Here is a 13,854-nt window from a genome sequence, read left to right on the forward strand (position 1 = left end):
GGCTGTCTCTGGTGCGTCGCCGTGCGTTTCTCTACCGTAATCGCGGAAATCCTACAACGGCCATGCGCCGCCGCTGGCCGCCGCAAAGCAAAGGGGAAAAAGATGAAAGTCGGATTTATCGGGCTCGGCATCATGGGCCGGCCTTGTGTGTTGAACCTGTTGAAGGCCGGTCACGCGGTCACCTTGTGGGCGCGCCGCCGCGAATCGGCCGAAGACCTGCTCGCCGCCGGCGCGAGCTGGGCCGACAGCCCGGCAGAACTGGCCGGCGAGGTCGAGCTCGTCATCACCAACGTGCCGAACACCGCCGATGTCGATAACGTGCTGCTCGGCGAGAACGGCGTCGCCGCCGGTGCGACACCGGGCCTCGTCTGCGCCGACATGAGCACGATCTCGCCGATCGGCGCGCGCCGCATCGCCGGGAGGTTGGCCGAGGTCGGCGTCGACTTCCTCGACTGTCCGGTGTCCGGCGGCGAGGTCGGCGCGATCAACGCGACGCTGTCCATCATGGTCGGCGGCAAGGCCGACGCGCTGGAAAAGGCGCGCCCGGCGCTGAGCGCGATGAGCAAGTCGATCACCCGCATCGGCGACTCGGGCGCCGGCCAGGTCGCCAAGGCGTGCAACCAGATCGCCGTCGGCGCGACCATCCTCGGCATCGCCGAAGTGGTGAAGCTCGCGCGCGCCTGCGGCGTCGACCCGGCGCCGGTGCGCCAGGCGCTGATGGGCGGTTTCGCCGCCAGCACCGTGCTCGACATCCACGGCCAGCGCATGATCGACGACAACTTCGCACCCGGCTTCAAGGCGGTGCTGCACAAGAAGGACATGGGCATCGTGCTCGAGACCGCCCGCGAGCTCGGCATCAAGCTGCCCGAGTCGGCGCACATCGCCGAGCTGATCGACCAGTTGATCGAGCGCGGCGACGGCGAGCTCGATTCGTCGGCGATCGCCCGGCTGGTGTGGGAAGATAACTGAGCGTCCCGCGCGCACGATGAAAAGCCGCCCGATACGGGCGGTTTTTTCTTGGCCGGCCTCGGCCTGGCCGAGCCCGACAAAAAGCCCCGCCGGGGCGGGGCTTGTTCACTCCAGATTGCGGCGAGCCGCGCGCGGCTTATTCCAAATTCTGGATCTGCTCGCGCATCTGTTCGATCCGCACCTTCAATTCGACCGACGCCTGCGTCGTCTCTGGCGACACCGACTTCGAGCCGAGCGTGTTCGCTTCGCGGTTCAGTTCCTGCATCAGGAAGTCGAGCCGCTTGCCGGCCTGGCCGCCCGCCTTCAGGATGCGGCGCACTTCGCTGACGTGGGTGGAAAGGCGGCCCAGCTCCTCGTCGACGTCGATCTTCTGCGCGAACAGCGCGAACTCCTGCTTGATGCGGTCGTCGTCGACGTTGTCGAGCGCCTCGGCCAACCTGGTCGACAGCTTGGCCAGATACGCCTCGAGGATCTGCGGCAGGCGCGGTTTAACGGCCGTGACGATCGCTTCGATGCCGTCGAGCTTCTCGATCAGGATGGCTTTCAGCTTTTCGCCTTCGCGCACGCGGCTGGCGTTGAAGTCGTCGAGCAGCTTGCCGAGCGTCTCGAGCGCGGCCTTCTGCAGCGCTTCGGCGGCGACCTCGTTGCTTTTCAGCACGCCCGGCCAGCGCAACAGTTCGGCGGTAGTCAAGGGCGCGAGGCCGGCACGCAGGCCGGCCAGTTCGTCGCCGAGCGCCAGCACGCGGTTCAACAGTTCGCGGTTCAGTTCGAGCGACGGCGCGTCCGATTCGCTCGCGTTGAAGCCAATCCGGCATTCGACCTTGCCGCGCGTCACCTTGGCCGAGATCAGTTCGCGCAGTTGCGATTCGATCGGGCGCAGTTCTTCGGGCAGGCGCATCTGCAGGTCGAGATAACGGTGGTTGACGGCGCGTAGTTCGAGGTTGAGTACCGCGCCGGGCAGGTCGCGGGTCGCGACGGAAAATCCCGTCATGCTAGAAATCATGGAAAGCTCCGGTAGAATGATTAGCGCATAACAGGTCTGAACGGCTAAGCTACGGGTTCAGACCCCGGTTCACTATATCAACGGCCCCGATATGACTCAATCCGCGCCGCAGAAACCTTTGCCAGCAGGTTACCGCCTGTCGGACTACACCGTGGTTCGCCAGCTTTCGGTGGGGGGCTTCAGCATCGTTTACCTGGCCCTCGACGACCAGGATCAGGCTTTTGCGATCAAGGAATACCTGCCGCACAGCCTTGCCTGCCGCGACGAGGACTTTGCCGTCACGGTGAAGAACGACCTCGACCGCGACTCGTTCAATCTCGGCCTGAAGTGTTTCTTCGAGGAAGGCCGCGTGCTCGCGAGCATCCATCACCCGAACGTGGTGAGGGTGAGCAATTTCTTCCGCGCCAACCACACCGTCTACATGGTGATGGAGTACGCCGAGGGACGCCCGCTGTCGCGCGAGCTCGAACTCGCCGGCGGGCGCCTGTCCGAACGCCGCATCCGGCGCATCTTCGCGCACCTGATCGCCGGCCTGCGCGAAGTGCACCTGAACCGCCTCTTGCACCTGGACATCAAGCCGGCCAACATCTATCTGCGTCGCAACGGCGCGCCGCTGCTGCTCGACTTCGGCGCCGCGCGCGAGACGCTGATGCGCGGCAGCCGCCAGTTCGCGTCGATGTACACGCCGGGTTTCGCGTCGCCCGAGCAGTACGAGCGCGACAGCTCGCTCGGTCCGTGGACCGACATTTACGCGATCGGCGCCTGTCTCTACACCTGCATGGGCGGCAAGCCGCCGCCGCCGGCGAACGAGCGCAAGGAGAGCGACAAGCTGGCCCCGGCCAGCGAGGCATTCGTCGCTTACTATTCCCCGGAGCTGACCGAATTGACCGACCGCTGCCTCGCGCTCCTGCCCGACGAGCGGCCCGCCAGCCTGATGCTGCTGCAAAAGCAGCTGATGTCGGAAGACTACACGCCGCCTGCGCTGCAGCCGGAGCCGGTCACCGTCGAGACGCTCGAGGCGCCGTCGCGTCTGATGGGCTGGCTCAAGCACATCACGCGTCGCGTCGAATAAGGAGTCGGCATGAAACTGGCATTTTTCCAGGACAGCCGGACCGGCGGCCGCGCCTACAACCAGGACCGCTGTGCTTTCGCGTATTCGGAAGAGGCGGCCCTGCTGGTCGTCGCCGACGGCATGGGCGGCCACCTGCAGGGCGAGGTGGCGGCGCAGATCACCAGCGACGTGCTGATCGATTGCTTCCACCAGCAGGCACAGCCCGGCATCGCTTATCCGAACCGCTTCCTCGTCAACGCGGTCAGCGCCGCTCACCAGGCCATCCTTGACTACACGATCGACCATCACCTGCCCGAGGTGCCGAGCACCACCGTCGTCGTCGCGCTGATCCAGCAGGGCATGCTGTACTGGTGCCATGTCGGCGACTCGCGCCTCTACCTGATCGACCAGGACGGCGTGCGCCTGCGTTCGCGCGACCATTCGCAGGTGCAACGCATGATCGACCAGGGCTTGCTGACCGAGGAGACCGCCCGCGTTCACCCGGATCGCAACAAAATCTACAACTGTCTGGGCGCGTCGCCCGAGCCCGACATCGACATCGGCGAGCGCCAGGCGCTCGTGCCCGGCCAGACGGTGCTCTTGTGCAGCGACGGCTTGTGGGGCTACATCCACGACGCCGAGTGGGCCAAGGTGTTCACCGGGCGCACGGTGAGCCAGGTGATGCCGGCGCTGATGAACGTCGCCGAGCGACGCGGCGGCGTGAGCGGCGACAACCTGACCGCGATCGCGATCACCTTGTTGCCCGACGCGGTCGAGTTGGCCGAGCGAGCCGACCTGATCGACACCGCCCGCGCCGAATCGCGCCACGGCAAGGCGGCGCCGTGCGAGCGCAACGTCGCGATTGCGCACCGCGAAATCCTCGCCAGCCAGCTGCCGCCGGCTCTCCCCGCTTCCTGATCTGCCTTGCCCCGCCGGCGCATCGATGCCGGCGGGGGTCGAGTCCGCGTCCAAGAGCTTGTATAATCTACGGTTTTTGGACGAGACCCTGCCATGCGCCCCTCCCAACGCTCCGCCGACGCCCTGCGTGCGGTGAAACTCACCCGCCGCTACACCTGTCACGCCGAAGGTTCGGTGCTGGTCGAATTCGGCGACACCAAGGTGATCTGCACCGCCAGCGTCGACGAGACCGTGCCCGGCTTCCTCAAGGGTAAGGGGCAGGGCTGGGTGACCGCCGAGTACGGCATGCTGCCGCGCTCGACCAACAGCCGCATGCGCCGCGAGGCGGCAAGCGGCAAGCAGTCCGGCCGCACCCAGGAGATTCAGCGTCTGATCGGCCGCTCGCTTCGCGCCGTGGTCGACCTGCAAAAGCTCGGCGAGCGCCAGATCGTCATCGACTGCGACGTGATCCAGGCCGACGGCGGCACGCGTACCGCGAGCATCACCGGCGCCTTCGTCGCCTTGCACGACGCGATTTCCGGCCTGATCGCCGCCGGCAAGCTGGCCGAGAGCCCGATCAAGGACTTCGTCGCGGCGATCTCGGTCGGCGTGGTCGACGGCGAGGCGGTGCTCGACCTCGACTACCCGGAAGACTCGGCGTGCGACACCGACATGAACGTCGTGATGACCGCCTCCGGCCGCTTCATCGAGGTCCAGGGCACCGCCGAGGGCGAGCCTTTCTCGCGCCAGGAGATGAACGCGCTGCTCGAACTGGCCGAGAAGGGCATCGCCGAGCTGATCGCCGAGCAGAAACGGGCGCTCGAACTGTGAGCCGAAAAGCCTTACCCGCGCGCCGCCTGTCGGTCGCCCCGATGCTCGACTGGACCGACCGCCACTACCGCTACTTCGCGCGGCTGATCACGAAGCACACCTGGCTCTACACCGAGATGGTGACGACCGGCGCGCTGCTTTACGGCGACGTGTCGCGTCATCTGCGCTTCGACGACGCCGAGCACCCGGTCGCGCTGCAGCTGGGCGGCTCCGAGCCCGACGAGCTGGCGCGCTGCGCAAGGTTGGCCGAGCAATGGGGCTACGACGAGGTCAACCTCAACGTCGGCTGCCCGTCCGAGCGCGTGCAGAAGGGCGCGTTCGGCGCCTGCCTGATGGCCGAGCCGGATCTCGTGTCCGACTGCGTGAAGGCGATGCGCGACGTCGTCGATATCGACGTGACCGTCAAGCACCGGGTCGGCATCGATGAGGTCGAAAGCTATGACTACGTGCGCGACTTCGTCGGCCGCGTGTCCGACGCCGGCTGCACCACCTTCGTCGTGCACGCGCGCAACGCGATCCTCAAGGGCCTGTCGCCTAAGGAAAACCGCGAGATCCCGCCGCTCAAGTACGACTACGTTTACCGCTTGAAACGCGACTTCCCCGACCTCGAGATCCTGGTCAACGGTGGCGTGAAAACCCACGACGAGATCGCAGCCCACCTCGAACACGTCGACGGCGTGATGGTCGGCCGCGAGGCCTACCACAACCCGTGGGTGATGGCCGACTGGGACGCGCGCTTCTACGGTGCGGCGGACGACGCGCCGAGCCGCGACGCGGTGGTCGAGGCGATGCTGCCCTATGTCGAACAAAGGTTGGCCGAGCCCGGCGCCAACCTGCGCCATATCGCGCGCCACATCCTCGGCCTGTATCAGGGTGTGCCCGGCGCTCGCGTCTGGCGGCGCATGCTGTCGGATTCAACGCTGCTCAAGGACGCCGACGGCGGCCTCTTGCTCGCCGCGCGCGACGCGATGGGCCGGGACTGAGCCCCGCCGTCAGAGCCGGCCGGCCCAGGCGTGAAGCCCGGCCGGCCTTGTCGTTTCGCCGCCGCCGGCCCCGCTCGGAAGAGCGCCCGCTGCGACGGTCGGCCTGCGATGATGTCTCGCTATGTCGGAAAACACTGGTGAATTTAGCTGTAAAACAGCCATTCCACACGAAAAAATAATTGCAGATTGCAGGGTTGTCGGAATAATTTCCGCCGGCCGATTTTTCGCTTTCAGCGCCACCCGGTTCTATGGCTAAATCGCAGCCAGTAACCGGGCTCGCCCAGGAGAACGCATGTTCGACCGCATCGTGCTGGCCAGCAACAACGCCGGCAAATTGAAGGAATTTTCCGCGCTTTTCGCGCCGCTCGGCATCAAGCTGGTGCCGCAGGGCGAGCTCGGCGTGCCCGAGTGCCCGGAGCCGCATCATACTTTCGTCGAGAACGCGCTGGAAAAGGCGCGCCACGCGAGCCGTGTGACCGGTCTGCCGGCGCTGGCCGACGATTCCGGCATCTGCGTCGAAGCGCTGGGCGGCGCACCGGGCGTGTTGTCGGCGCGCTTCGCCGGCGAACCGAAATCCGATGCGCGCAACAACGCGCTCTTGGTCGAAAAACTGCAAGGCGAAGCCAACCGCCGCGCCTGGTACACCTGTGTGCTGGTGCTGGTACGCCACCCGGAAGACCCGCACCCTATCGTCGCCGACGGCGTGTGGCTGGGCGAGGTGCAGGACAGCCCGGCGGGCGAGGGCGGCTTCGGCTACGACCCGTACTTTTACCTGCCCGAGCGGGGCTGTACCGCCGCCGAGCTCGATGCGGCCGAGAAGAACCGCGTCAGCCACCGCGGCCAGGCACTCGCGGCGCTGATCGCGCGCCTGAAGGCGCTGGCATGAGCATCGTCTCGCTCGACCAGCTGCGATGGGGGCTGAAGGAGCTGCCGCCGCTGTCGCTCTACGTGCACGTGCCCTGGTGCATCCGCAAGTGTCCTTACTGCGACTTCAACTCGCACGAGGCGAAGAGCGGCTTCGACGAGATGGCCTACGTCGACGCGCTGCTGCGTGACCTGGAATTCGACCTGCCGAAGATCTGGGGCCGGCCGGTGCGGACGATCTTCATTGGCGGCGGCACGCCGAGCCTGTTGTCGGCCGCGGCGATCGACGCCTTGCTAACCGGCATCCGCATGCGCGTGAAGCTCGACCCGGACGCCGAGATCACGCTCGAGGCGAATCCAGGTACCTTCGAGGCCGAAAAATTCCAGGGTTTCCGCGACGCCGGCGTCAACCGCCTGTCAATCGGCATCCAGAGCTTCGACGACCGTCACCTGAAGGCGCTCGGCCGCGTCCACGACGCCGGCCAGGCGCGCGCCGCGGTAGAGATCGCGCTGAACACGTTCGACCGCGTGAATCTGGATTTGATGTACGCGCTGCCGAATCAGACCTTGGCCGAGGCCCTGTCGGACATCGACACCGCGATCGGCTTCGGCGTCAGCCACGTGTCCGCCTACCACCTGACCATCGAGCCGAACACGCTGTTCGCGGTGCAGGTGCCGGCCAACCTGCCCGAGGACGACGCGTCGGCCGAGATGCAGGAGGCGATCGAACGAAGGTTGGCCGAGGCCGGCTACGAGCACTACGAGACGTCGGCATTCGCCCAGCCGGGACAACGCAGCCGCCACAACGTCAACTACTGGCAGTTCGGCGACTACCTCGGCATCGGTGCCGGCGCGCACGGCAAGCTGTCCTTCCACGACCGCATCGAGCGCTCGATGCGCGCCAAGCAGCCGGCGGCCTACCTGAAGGCCGTCGCCGCCGGCGAACCGAACCAGAGCCTGCACAACGTCGACAAGGCCGACCTGCCGTTCGAGTTCATGATGAATTTGCTGCGGCTGACCGAAGGCTTCGAGAGCCGCCTGTTCATGGAACGCACCGGCCTGCCATTGGTAAAGATCGAAGCCGAACTGAAACAGGCCGAGGCGCGTGGTCTGATCACGCGTGACCTCGCCACGATCCGGCCGACCGAGCTCGGCCAACGTTTTCTCAACGACCTGCTCACCCTGTTCCTGAAAGAAGGAGACTGATATGGCCCGCGAAATCATCCACACCGACCTGGCCCCGGCCGCGATCGGCGCCTATTCCCAAGCCGTGAAAGCCGGCAACACCGTCTACCTGTCGGGCCAGATCCCGCTCGATCCGGCGACGATGACCGTGGTCGAAGGCGGTTTCGCCGCCGAGACGCACCAGGTGTTCAAGAACCTGAAGGCGGTGTGCGAGGCGGCCGGTGGCGACCTGAACCAGATCGTCAAGCTCAACGCCTACCTGACCGACCTGTCGAACTTCGCGACCTTCAACGAGGTCATGGCGCAGTACTTCAGCCAGCCGTACCCGGCGCGCGCCGCCGTCGGCGTGGCCTCGCTGCCCAAGGGCGTGCTGGTCGAAGCTGAAGCGGTGCTGGTGCTCGGCGAGTAAGCCAGAACGCCATCATCGCGATGAGAAACGCGCCCCACGGGGCGCGTTTTCTTTTGGCTCCGGCCGACGCAGGGGGGAGTGTTATAAGTATTCGATTTAATGAATGAAAAGCGAATTTGACAGATGCACAAACATTGAGTATGCATAAGTAAGTCGCCGAGTTGCCTCGCACCGGAGCCGCGCCATGATCACCCTGTATACCTTCGGCCCGGAAATGGGCCTGCCCGATCCCAGCCCCTTTGTCATGAAGGCCGAGATTCTGCTCAAGATGGCGGGGCTGCCGTATCGCACCCGCACTCGCGGCTTTCACGAAGCACCCCACGGCAAGTTGCCGTATATCGACGGCAACGGCCAGGAGGTCGCCGATTCCTCGTTTATCCGTTCCTATCTGGAACGTCAGTACGGCATCGATTTTGACGCCGGCTACAGCCGGGTCGAGCGGGCGTTCGCGTGGTCTGTGGAGAAGATGCTGGAAGAGCACCTGTATTTTGCGATCGAACACATGCGCTGGACCATCGACGAGAACTTTCGGCACGGCCCGGCCCGGTTTTTCCGCGGGGTGCTGGCGCCGCTGCGTCCGCTGGTGCGCCGGGCGACGCGCCGCAAGGTGGTCAATCGCTTGCGCGCGCACGGTCTGGGCTTCCAGAGCATGGACGAAATCGCCGAGCGGGCCACGCGCGACATCGATGCCTTGGCGACCATTCTCGGCAGCAAGCCGTATCTGCTCGGAGAAACCCCGAGCGGGGCCGACGCTACCGTGTTCGCGTTTGTCGCCAGCGTGCTGTGTCCGGTGTTTGAAACTTCGATCCGTACCAACGCCGAGCGGCACGCCAACCTGAAGTTCTATTGCGAGCGCATGTGGTCGCGCTATTACCCGTGGGGCGATAAACAGGCCGAACAGGCACCCGAGCCACAAGAAGCCAGGTTCGGCCGCCTGGCCGTGGCCGCCGTACTGGAGAACGCCCGCCGCGAAAAGCCGCGCTTGAAGGCGCAATGAGCGTAGCGCATTGCCATTCCGTTCGGCTGACGTTGGCCATGCGCTAAGAAACGCGTCCAAAGGGCGCGTTTTTCATGCGCTGTGCTCGGCCAACGTTGGGGTCATTCGGCACGATGTGCTGTGCTTCTTACGTGTTCGGCCCCGGACGATGGCTGACGCGTTTCTTGAATAAACCCGGCTATTGTTTCTGCCAGTCCTTCATGGCCCGAAGTGGCGTCCGCTATTGCAGTGCCAATCGAGGCAAATGCAGCTTATAGAGCCGCACATAGCGCTCCAGGTCTCGGCCAACCCTGTCAGGCCGGAGCGAAGCGCTCGTGACGCGGCTGGGCGTCGTCCGCCTCGAGCCAGTCCACGGCGTGCTCCATCCAGATGTGGCAGGCATCGACGGGGGGAGGCGCGGTGTCGAGCGTCGCGACGCGCAGCACCCACAGCGGGCGACCTTCGCGGATCGCGAGCAGATGGCTGCCGCAGTCGCCGCAGAAGTGGCGGCGCTTGCCGGGCGACGATTCGAAGCCTTTCAGCCGTTCCTCGCCGCGCAGCCAGCGGAAGTGCTGCGGCCGTACGCCGGCGGTCGGTGCACAGGCGGCGGCGTGTGCCTTGCGGCAGGTGTGGCAGTGGCAGTGCTGGATGGGCGTGGCGAGCGCGTCGACCTGGTAGGCGACGGCGCCGCACAGGCAGGAACCGGCGAGCGGGGCGGGGGAGCGGGTCATCAGTGGAAATCGGTAGCGTGGAATAAAATGATTATGGCATTTTTGTTCCGCGGCTTGCGCGCGAGCTGTCACCGCCGGCCGGCTTCGGTTAATATTTCCATGTTGTTGGAAATATGGGAATGAAGACGATGCAAACGAGGAAACTGGCCGCCGAGGCGCTCGGCACGGCGCTCTTGCTGGCGGTGGTGGTCGGCTCTGGGGTGATGGGCGAGAAGCTGGCGGCGGGCAACGTCGCGATCGCGCTGTTGGCCAACGCGCTGGCGACCGCCGGCGGGCTCTACGTGCTGATCACGCTGTTCGGCCCGATCTCGGGCGCGCACTTCAACCCGGCGGTGACGCTTGCCGCATGGCTGTCGGGTGAGAAGGGCACAGGCGAGACGGCAGCTTACGTCATCGCGCAGGTCGCCGGTGCGGTGGCCGGCGTGTGGGCGGCGCACGCGATGTTCGATCTGCCGCTCTTGCAGTTCTCACAGCACGTGCGCAGCGGCGGCGCGCAGTGGTGGGCGGAAGGCGTCGCGACCTTCGGCCTGCTGCTGACGATAGGCCTCGGCGTGCGGCACGCGCGGGAGCGCGTGGCGGCGCTGGTGGCCTGCTACATCCTCGCCGCCTACTGGTTCACCGCGTCGACCTCGTTCGCCAACCCGGCGGTGACGCTGGCGCGCGCGCTGACCGACACCTTCGCCGGCATCCGCCCGGCCGACGTCGGCGGCTTCGTGCTCTCCCAACTGGCCGGGGCATTGGCCGGCTGGGCGACGGTGCGCTGGCTTCTGGCCGGCGGGCAACAGGAACAAGGGTTGGCCGAGGTCAGGCGCGGCGGATGATAACGGCGGCCGGTCGCAGCGAGCCGGTTCTGGGCGGATCGATGCGCGCGCGCCCATGAAAAAACGGACGGGATTGCCCGTCCGTTTTTTTGCTGGCCGCTTGCCTTGCCAGCGGTTTACTCGTTGGGCGTCTCGCCGATCGCCTTGAGCGCCAGCTTGTCGAGCTTGTCGTCCGGCCGCGCGACGAGGAGCGCGATGCGCTTCTCGATCTGGCCGAAGATCTTTTTGAACGACGCGCGCGCCGCTTCTTCGGTGTCGCCGTGCGGGTCTTCGTAGCCCCAGTGCGCGGTGCTCGGGTGGCCCGGCCAGATCGGGCAGGTTTCACCGGCGGCGTTGCCGCACACGGTGATGACGATGTCCATCACCGGCGCGTCTGCGCCCTCGAATTCGTCCCACGATTTGGAGCGCAGACTGGACGTGTCGTAGCCGACTTCGTCGAGCAGTGCGATCGCATGCGGGTTGACGCGGCCGGAGGGCTTGCTGCCGGCGCTGTACGCGCGGAAACGGCCACGGCCCATGATGTTGAGCAGGCCTTCGCTCATCACGCTGCGCGCCGAGTTGCCGGTGCACAGGAACAGCACGTTGTAGGTTTTTTCGCTCATGGCGGTCTCTTGGTGTGTGTGGATGTTGTACCGAAGGTTGGCCGAGCCTCGGCCAACCCTAGAGTGTGCTTAGCAGCAGCCGCTGCCGGGCGCGCATTCGCCGAGCCTGATGCGCGGCTTCGTCTCGAGTTTCACCGGCTCGGGTTTAAGCGGCGCGCAGCAGGCGCTGGCTTTGGCGACGGCTTCAGCGCCGTTGAAGGTCGGGACGCTGGACAGCGTGTGATAGGCCTCCCAGGCGATGCCGGCCGGGTCGCTCACCCAGTGCTTGTCGGATTCGGCGTAGCAGCAGGCGGTACCGGTCTGCGTCAGCATGGCCACGTCGGCGGCCGCAAGCTGTCGCTCGAGCGCGGCCAGTTCCTCGTCGCTGTCGACCTGGATGCCGAGGTGGTCGACGCCGACCGCCGCGCCGCGCGCCGAGATCGCGAAGTTGACGCGCGGGTCGTCGAGCATCCACTTGGCGTAGTCGTCCTTGACCACCGCCGGCTGGCAGCCGAACAGCGCCGAGTAGAACGCGAGGCTCTGGGCGACGTTTTCTACCGATACGTGGACATGGAAGCGTTTCATCGGGAGTCCTTTCAGCAGCACGGCGTGGCCGGCGCACCGCAGGCGGTGCCGGCGCAGCAGTTCTCGGTCAGGTAGCCGACGAGCGCGTTCATCGCCGCGTAGTCGGCTCGGTAGTGGATGTAGCGACCCTCTTGGCGGCTGGCGACCAGCCCGGCGTTGGCCAGTTCCTTCAGATGGAAGGATAGCGTGGCCGGTGCGAGGGCCAGCGTTTCGGAGAGCGTGCCGGGCGTCATTCCGGCGTCGCCCGCCTGCACCAGCGCGCGGAACACCGCGAGGCGGGTTTCCTGCGCCAGCGCGGCGAGGCGTTTGACGGCGTCTGTCTGATTCATGTTTCCAATATTATGGAAATATCGAATCGAAGGCAAGGGTGGTCTTACTCCCGGCTGTGCCGTGCTGCCGGTCGGTGTCCTGCCGGGCGGTGGGCTTGGCCGGGCTTTTGTCGCTTGTCCCGCCCGGCGTCGGCCATTAAGGTGAAGCATCAGAATGAGGAGACCTTCATGGCCGACTACGCCTTCCAGCTCGTCAACGTATTCACCCGCGACTTCGACGGAGGCAACCCGCTCGCTGTATTCACCGACGCCACCGGTCTCACCGACGCACAAATGCAGGCGGTCGCGCGGCAGATGAACCTGTCCGAAACCGTGTTCCTGTTCCCGTCCGACAAGGCCGACGCGAGCTTGCGCATCTTCACGCCGGCCACCGAACTGCCGTTCGCCGGCCACCCGACGCTCGGTTCGGCCTACGTCGTCGCGCAACTCAAGGGGCAGGGCGACGCCGTAAGGCTCGAAACCCACGCCGGCGTGATCCCGGTCGCCATCGACGGCCACCGCTTCACGCTGACCGCCAACGCGCCGACGCAGCGCCCGGCGGGTTTCAACCGCGCCGAGGCCGCCGCGACCTTCAAGTTGGCCGAGCACGACATCGCCGCCGACCCGGTCTGGGTCAACACCGGCGTCGAGCAGCTGCTGATCCGTCTTTCCAGCCGCGAGGCGGTGCTGACCGCTCAGCCCGACCTGCCGCTGTTCTTCACCTATTGCGGCGAAGACCCGGCGCACCAGCTCGCCTACCTGTGGCACGAGGAATTCGGCGAGGCGACGGTGCGGCTGTTCTTCGCCGACAACGGCGGCTTGCGCGAAGACCCGGGCACCGGTTCGGCGGCGGCCAACCTCGGCGGCTGGTGCGTGCTGGGCGGCGTCGAACTGCCGCTGTCGTGGCGCTTGCTGCAGGGCGAAACGATCCACCGGTTGAACCTGCTGCACCTCGACGTCTCGGCCGAAGGCGCGATCCGCGTCGGCGGCGATGTGGTATTCGTGGGACAGGGCTCGCTGGTGTTGCCGGACTGAGGGAAGCCTTTCTTGACGCTGCGCACGGCGGCTGGCAGATTCTGGTGTAAAACAACCGTTTGAAAACGGGCCAACACGAGAAGCGGGTCAACAAGAGAAGAGGAAGATCATGAAAGCATTGCTGAAACTGGCGCCGGCCGCTGTGGCGCTGGCCTTCGCCGGGAATGCGCTGGCCGATTCGGCGGCGGGTACCTGGAAGACCATCGACGACGAGACCCGCCAGGCGAAGGCGCTGGTACAGATTACCGAGAACCCGGGCGGCGTGCTGACCGGCCGCATCGTCAAGCTGTTCGCCAACCCGGACGCGGTGTGCGACAAGTGCGACGGCGACAGGAAGGGCAAGCCGGTCGAGGGCATGACCATCCTGTGGGGGCTGAAAAAGGCCGGCAACGACGCTTGGGAAGACGGCAAGATCCTCGACCCGAAAAAGGGCTCGGTCTACAGCGCCAAGATGAAGCTCGCCGAAGGCGGCAAGAAGCTCGAGGTGCGCGGCTTCATGGGCGTGTCGCTCTTGGGCCGCACCCAGACCTGGGAACGCCAGTAGCTAGCCTATTCAGGCTGCTCGCCGACGTCGTGAACCTGGCGGTGTAGGGAAGAAGGGCAGCAAGATTCAGACAGGCCCGGC

At 66.0% G+C, this 13,854-nt stretch carries 17 protein-coding genes; 12 read left to right on the forward strand and 5 right to left on the reverse strand.

Going from position 1 to position 13,854, the window contains the following annotated elements; all coding sequences use genetic code 11:
- Nucleotides 1-102 precede the first annotated feature (102 nt).
- Nucleotides 103-969 (forward strand): NAD(P)-dependent oxidoreductase, encoded by an 867-nt coding sequence (locus DWG20_RS07940; RefSeq protein WP_115433303.1) that lies wholly within the window; start codon nt 103-105, stop codon nt 967-969.
- Between the two features lie 136 nt (nt 970-1,105).
- Here the strand turns inward: DWG20_RS07940 and DWG20_RS07945 are convergent, their stop codons facing one another.
- Entirely contained in the window at nt 1,106-1,972 is an 867-nt protein-coding gene (locus DWG20_RS07945; protein WP_115433304.1) for a YicC/YloC family endoribonuclease, read from the reverse strand.
- Between the two features lie 118 nt (nt 1,973-2,090).
- Here DWG20_RS07945 and DWG20_RS07950 point away from each other — a divergent pair, with 118 nt between their 5' ends.
- The 8 genes from DWG20_RS07950 to DWG20_RS07985 all read left to right on the forward strand — a co-directional run bounded on the left by DWG20_RS07950 (nt 2,091) and on the right by DWG20_RS07985 (nt 9,189).
- Nucleotides 2,091-3,044, forward strand: a complete 954-nt coding sequence (locus DWG20_RS07950; RefSeq protein ID WP_245944684.1) for a serine/threonine protein kinase — start codon at nt 2,091-2,093, stop codon at nt 3,042-3,044.
- Between the two features lie 9 nt (nt 3,045-3,053).
- Complete coding sequence (locus DWG20_RS07955; protein WP_115433306.1) at nt 3,054-3,941, forward strand: PP2C family protein-serine/threonine phosphatase; 888 nt, start codon at nt 3,054-3,056, stop codon at nt 3,939-3,941.
- Between the two features lie 93 nt (nt 3,942-4,034).
- Complete coding sequence (gene rph, locus DWG20_RS07960) at nt 4,035-4,751, forward strand: ribonuclease PH (RefSeq protein WP_115433307.1); 717 nt, start codon at nt 4,035-4,037, stop codon at nt 4,749-4,751.
- 41 nt (nt 4,752-4,792) lie between these two features.
- A complete protein-coding gene (dusA, locus tag DWG20_RS07965) occupies nt 4,793-5,734 on the forward strand; it encodes a tRNA dihydrouridine(20/20a) synthase DusA (protein ID WP_115433308.1) in 942 nt (313 codons plus the stop codon).
- A gap of 292 nt (nt 5,735-6,026) precedes the next feature.
- Entirely contained in the window at nt 6,027-6,620 is a 594-nt protein-coding gene (rdgB, locus tag DWG20_RS07970; protein WP_115433309.1) for an RdgB/HAM1 family non-canonical purine NTP pyrophosphatase, read from the forward strand.
- Nucleotides 6,617-7,804, forward strand: coding sequence for a radical SAM family heme chaperone HemW (gene hemW, locus DWG20_RS07975; protein WP_115433310.1), 1,188 nt, complete (start codon nt 6,617-6,619; stop codon nt 7,802-7,804). Before rdgB ends, hemW begins: the two co-directional genes overlap by 4 nt.
- A 1-nt stretch (nt 7,805) precedes the next feature.
- Entirely contained in the window at nt 7,806-8,192 is a 387-nt protein-coding gene (locus tag DWG20_RS07980) for a RidA family protein (protein WP_115433311.1), read from the forward strand.
- A gap of 184 nt (nt 8,193-8,376) precedes the next feature.
- Nucleotides 8,377-9,189, forward strand: a complete 813-nt coding sequence (locus tag DWG20_RS07985; protein ID WP_115433312.1) for a glutathione S-transferase family protein — start codon at nt 8,377-8,379, stop codon at nt 9,187-9,189.
- 293 nt (nt 9,190-9,482) lie between these two features.
- Here DWG20_RS07985 and DWG20_RS07990 read toward each other — a convergent pair whose 3' ends face one another.
- Entirely contained in the window at nt 9,483-9,899 is a 417-nt protein-coding gene (locus tag DWG20_RS07990) for a GFA family protein (RefSeq protein ID WP_115433313.1), read from the reverse strand.
- Nucleotides 9,900-10,018: 119 nt separating this feature from the next.
- Between DWG20_RS07990 and DWG20_RS07995 the strand changes: the two genes are divergently transcribed.
- Nucleotides 10,019-10,720: an aquaporin gene (locus DWG20_RS07995; RefSeq protein WP_281269903.1), complete on the forward strand. Its 702-nt coding sequence runs from the start codon at nt 10,019-10,021 to the stop codon at nt 10,718-10,720.
- A 116-nt stretch (nt 10,721-10,836) separates the two neighbouring features.
- Here the strand turns inward: DWG20_RS07995 and DWG20_RS08000 are convergent, their stop codons facing one another.
- The 3 genes from DWG20_RS08000 to DWG20_RS08010 all read right to left on the reverse strand — a co-directional run bounded on the left by DWG20_RS08000 (nt 10,837) and on the right by DWG20_RS08010 (nt 12,215).
- A complete protein-coding gene (locus DWG20_RS08000) occupies nt 10,837-11,322 on the reverse strand; it encodes an arsenate reductase ArsC (protein ID WP_115433315.1) in 486 nt (161 codons plus the stop codon).
- Between the two features lie 69 nt (nt 11,323-11,391).
- Nucleotides 11,392-11,886 (reverse strand): ArsI/CadI family heavy metal resistance metalloenzyme, encoded by a 495-nt coding sequence (locus DWG20_RS08005; RefSeq protein ID WP_115433316.1) that lies wholly within the window; start codon nt 11,884-11,886, stop codon nt 11,392-11,394.
- A gap of 11 nt (nt 11,887-11,897) precedes the next feature.
- Nucleotides 11,898-12,215 carry an ArsR/SmtB family transcription factor gene (locus tag DWG20_RS08010; protein WP_115433317.1) on the reverse strand — a complete coding sequence of 106 codons (318 nt, stop codon included), beginning with the start codon at nt 12,213-12,215 and terminating at the stop codon, nt 11,898-11,900.
- Nucleotides 12,216-12,383: 168 nt separating this feature from the next.
- Between DWG20_RS08010 and DWG20_RS08015 the strand changes: the two genes are divergently transcribed.
- Both DWG20_RS08015 and DWG20_RS08020 read left to right on the forward strand, forming a co-directional pair.
- Nucleotides 12,384-13,229, forward strand: a complete 846-nt coding sequence (locus DWG20_RS08015; protein WP_115433318.1) for a PhzF family phenazine biosynthesis protein — start codon at nt 12,384-12,386, stop codon at nt 13,227-13,229.
- A 109-nt stretch (nt 13,230-13,338) separates the two neighbouring features.
- Nucleotides 13,339-13,773 (forward strand): DUF2147 domain-containing protein, encoded by a 435-nt coding sequence (locus DWG20_RS08020; RefSeq protein ID WP_115433319.1) that lies wholly within the window; start codon nt 13,339-13,341, stop codon nt 13,771-13,773.
- The last annotated feature ends 81 nt before the right edge of the window (nt 13,774-13,854 follow it).

This window comes from Crenobacter cavernae (assembly GCF_003355495.1).
In the GTDB taxonomy this organism is placed as follows: Bacteria; Pseudomonadota; Gammaproteobacteria; order Burkholderiales; family Chromobacteriaceae; genus Crenobacter; species Crenobacter cavernae.

What these genes read in the sequence shown, in the direction of transcription:
- DWG20_RS07940 (WP_115433303.1), top strand. Translation starts at nt 103, where the DNA reads ATGAAAGTCGGATTTATCGGGCTCGGCATCATGGGCCGGCCTTGTGTG.
- DWG20_RS07945 (WP_115433304.1), bottom strand. Translation starts at nt 1,972, where the DNA reads ATGATTTCTAGCATGACGGGATTTTCCGTCGCGACCCGCGACCTGCCC.
- DWG20_RS07955 (WP_115433306.1), top strand. Translation starts at nt 3,054, where the DNA reads ATGAAACTGGCATTTTTCCAGGACAGCCGGACCGGCGGCCGCGCCTAC.
- rph (WP_115433307.1), top strand. Translation starts at nt 4,035, where the DNA reads ATGCGCCCCTCCCAACGCTCCGCCGACGCCCTGCGTGCGGTGAAACTC.
- dusA (WP_115433308.1), top strand. Translation starts at nt 4,793, where the DNA reads ATGCTCGACTGGACCGACCGCCACTACCGCTACTTCGCGCGGCTGATC.
- rdgB (WP_115433309.1), top strand. Translation starts at nt 6,027, where the DNA reads ATGTTCGACCGCATCGTGCTGGCCAGCAACAACGCCGGCAAATTGAAG.
- hemW (WP_115433310.1), top strand. Translation starts at nt 6,617, where the DNA reads ATGAGCATCGTCTCGCTCGACCAGCTGCGATGGGGGCTGAAGGAGCTG.
- DWG20_RS07980 (WP_115433311.1), top strand. Translation starts at nt 7,806, where the DNA reads ATGGCCCGCGAAATCATCCACACCGACCTGGCCCCGGCCGCGATCGGC.
- DWG20_RS07985 (WP_115433312.1), top strand. Translation starts at nt 8,377, where the DNA reads ATGATCACCCTGTATACCTTCGGCCCGGAAATGGGCCTGCCCGATCCC.
- DWG20_RS07990 (WP_115433313.1), bottom strand. Translation starts at nt 9,899, where the DNA reads ATGACCCGCTCCCCCGCCCCGCTCGCCGGTTCCTGCCTGTGCGGCGCC.
- DWG20_RS07995 (WP_281269903.1), top strand. Translation starts at nt 10,019, where the DNA reads ATGAAGACGATGCAAACGAGGAAACTGGCCGCCGAGGCGCTCGGCACG.
- DWG20_RS08000 (WP_115433315.1), bottom strand. Translation starts at nt 11,322, where the DNA reads ATGAGCGAAAAAACCTACAACGTGCTGTTCCTGTGCACCGGCAACTCG.
- DWG20_RS08005 (WP_115433316.1), bottom strand. Translation starts at nt 11,886, where the DNA reads ATGAAACGCTTCCATGTCCACGTATCGGTAGAAAACGTCGCCCAGAGC.
- DWG20_RS08010 (WP_115433317.1), bottom strand. Translation starts at nt 12,215, where the DNA reads ATGAATCAGACAGACGCCGTCAAACGCCTCGCCGCGCTGGCGCAGGAA.
- DWG20_RS08015 (WP_115433318.1), top strand. Translation starts at nt 12,384, where the DNA reads ATGGCCGACTACGCCTTCCAGCTCGTCAACGTATTCACCCGCGACTTC.
- DWG20_RS08020 (WP_115433319.1), top strand. Translation starts at nt 13,339, where the DNA reads ATGAAAGCATTGCTGAAACTGGCGCCGGCCGCTGTGGCGCTGGCCTTC.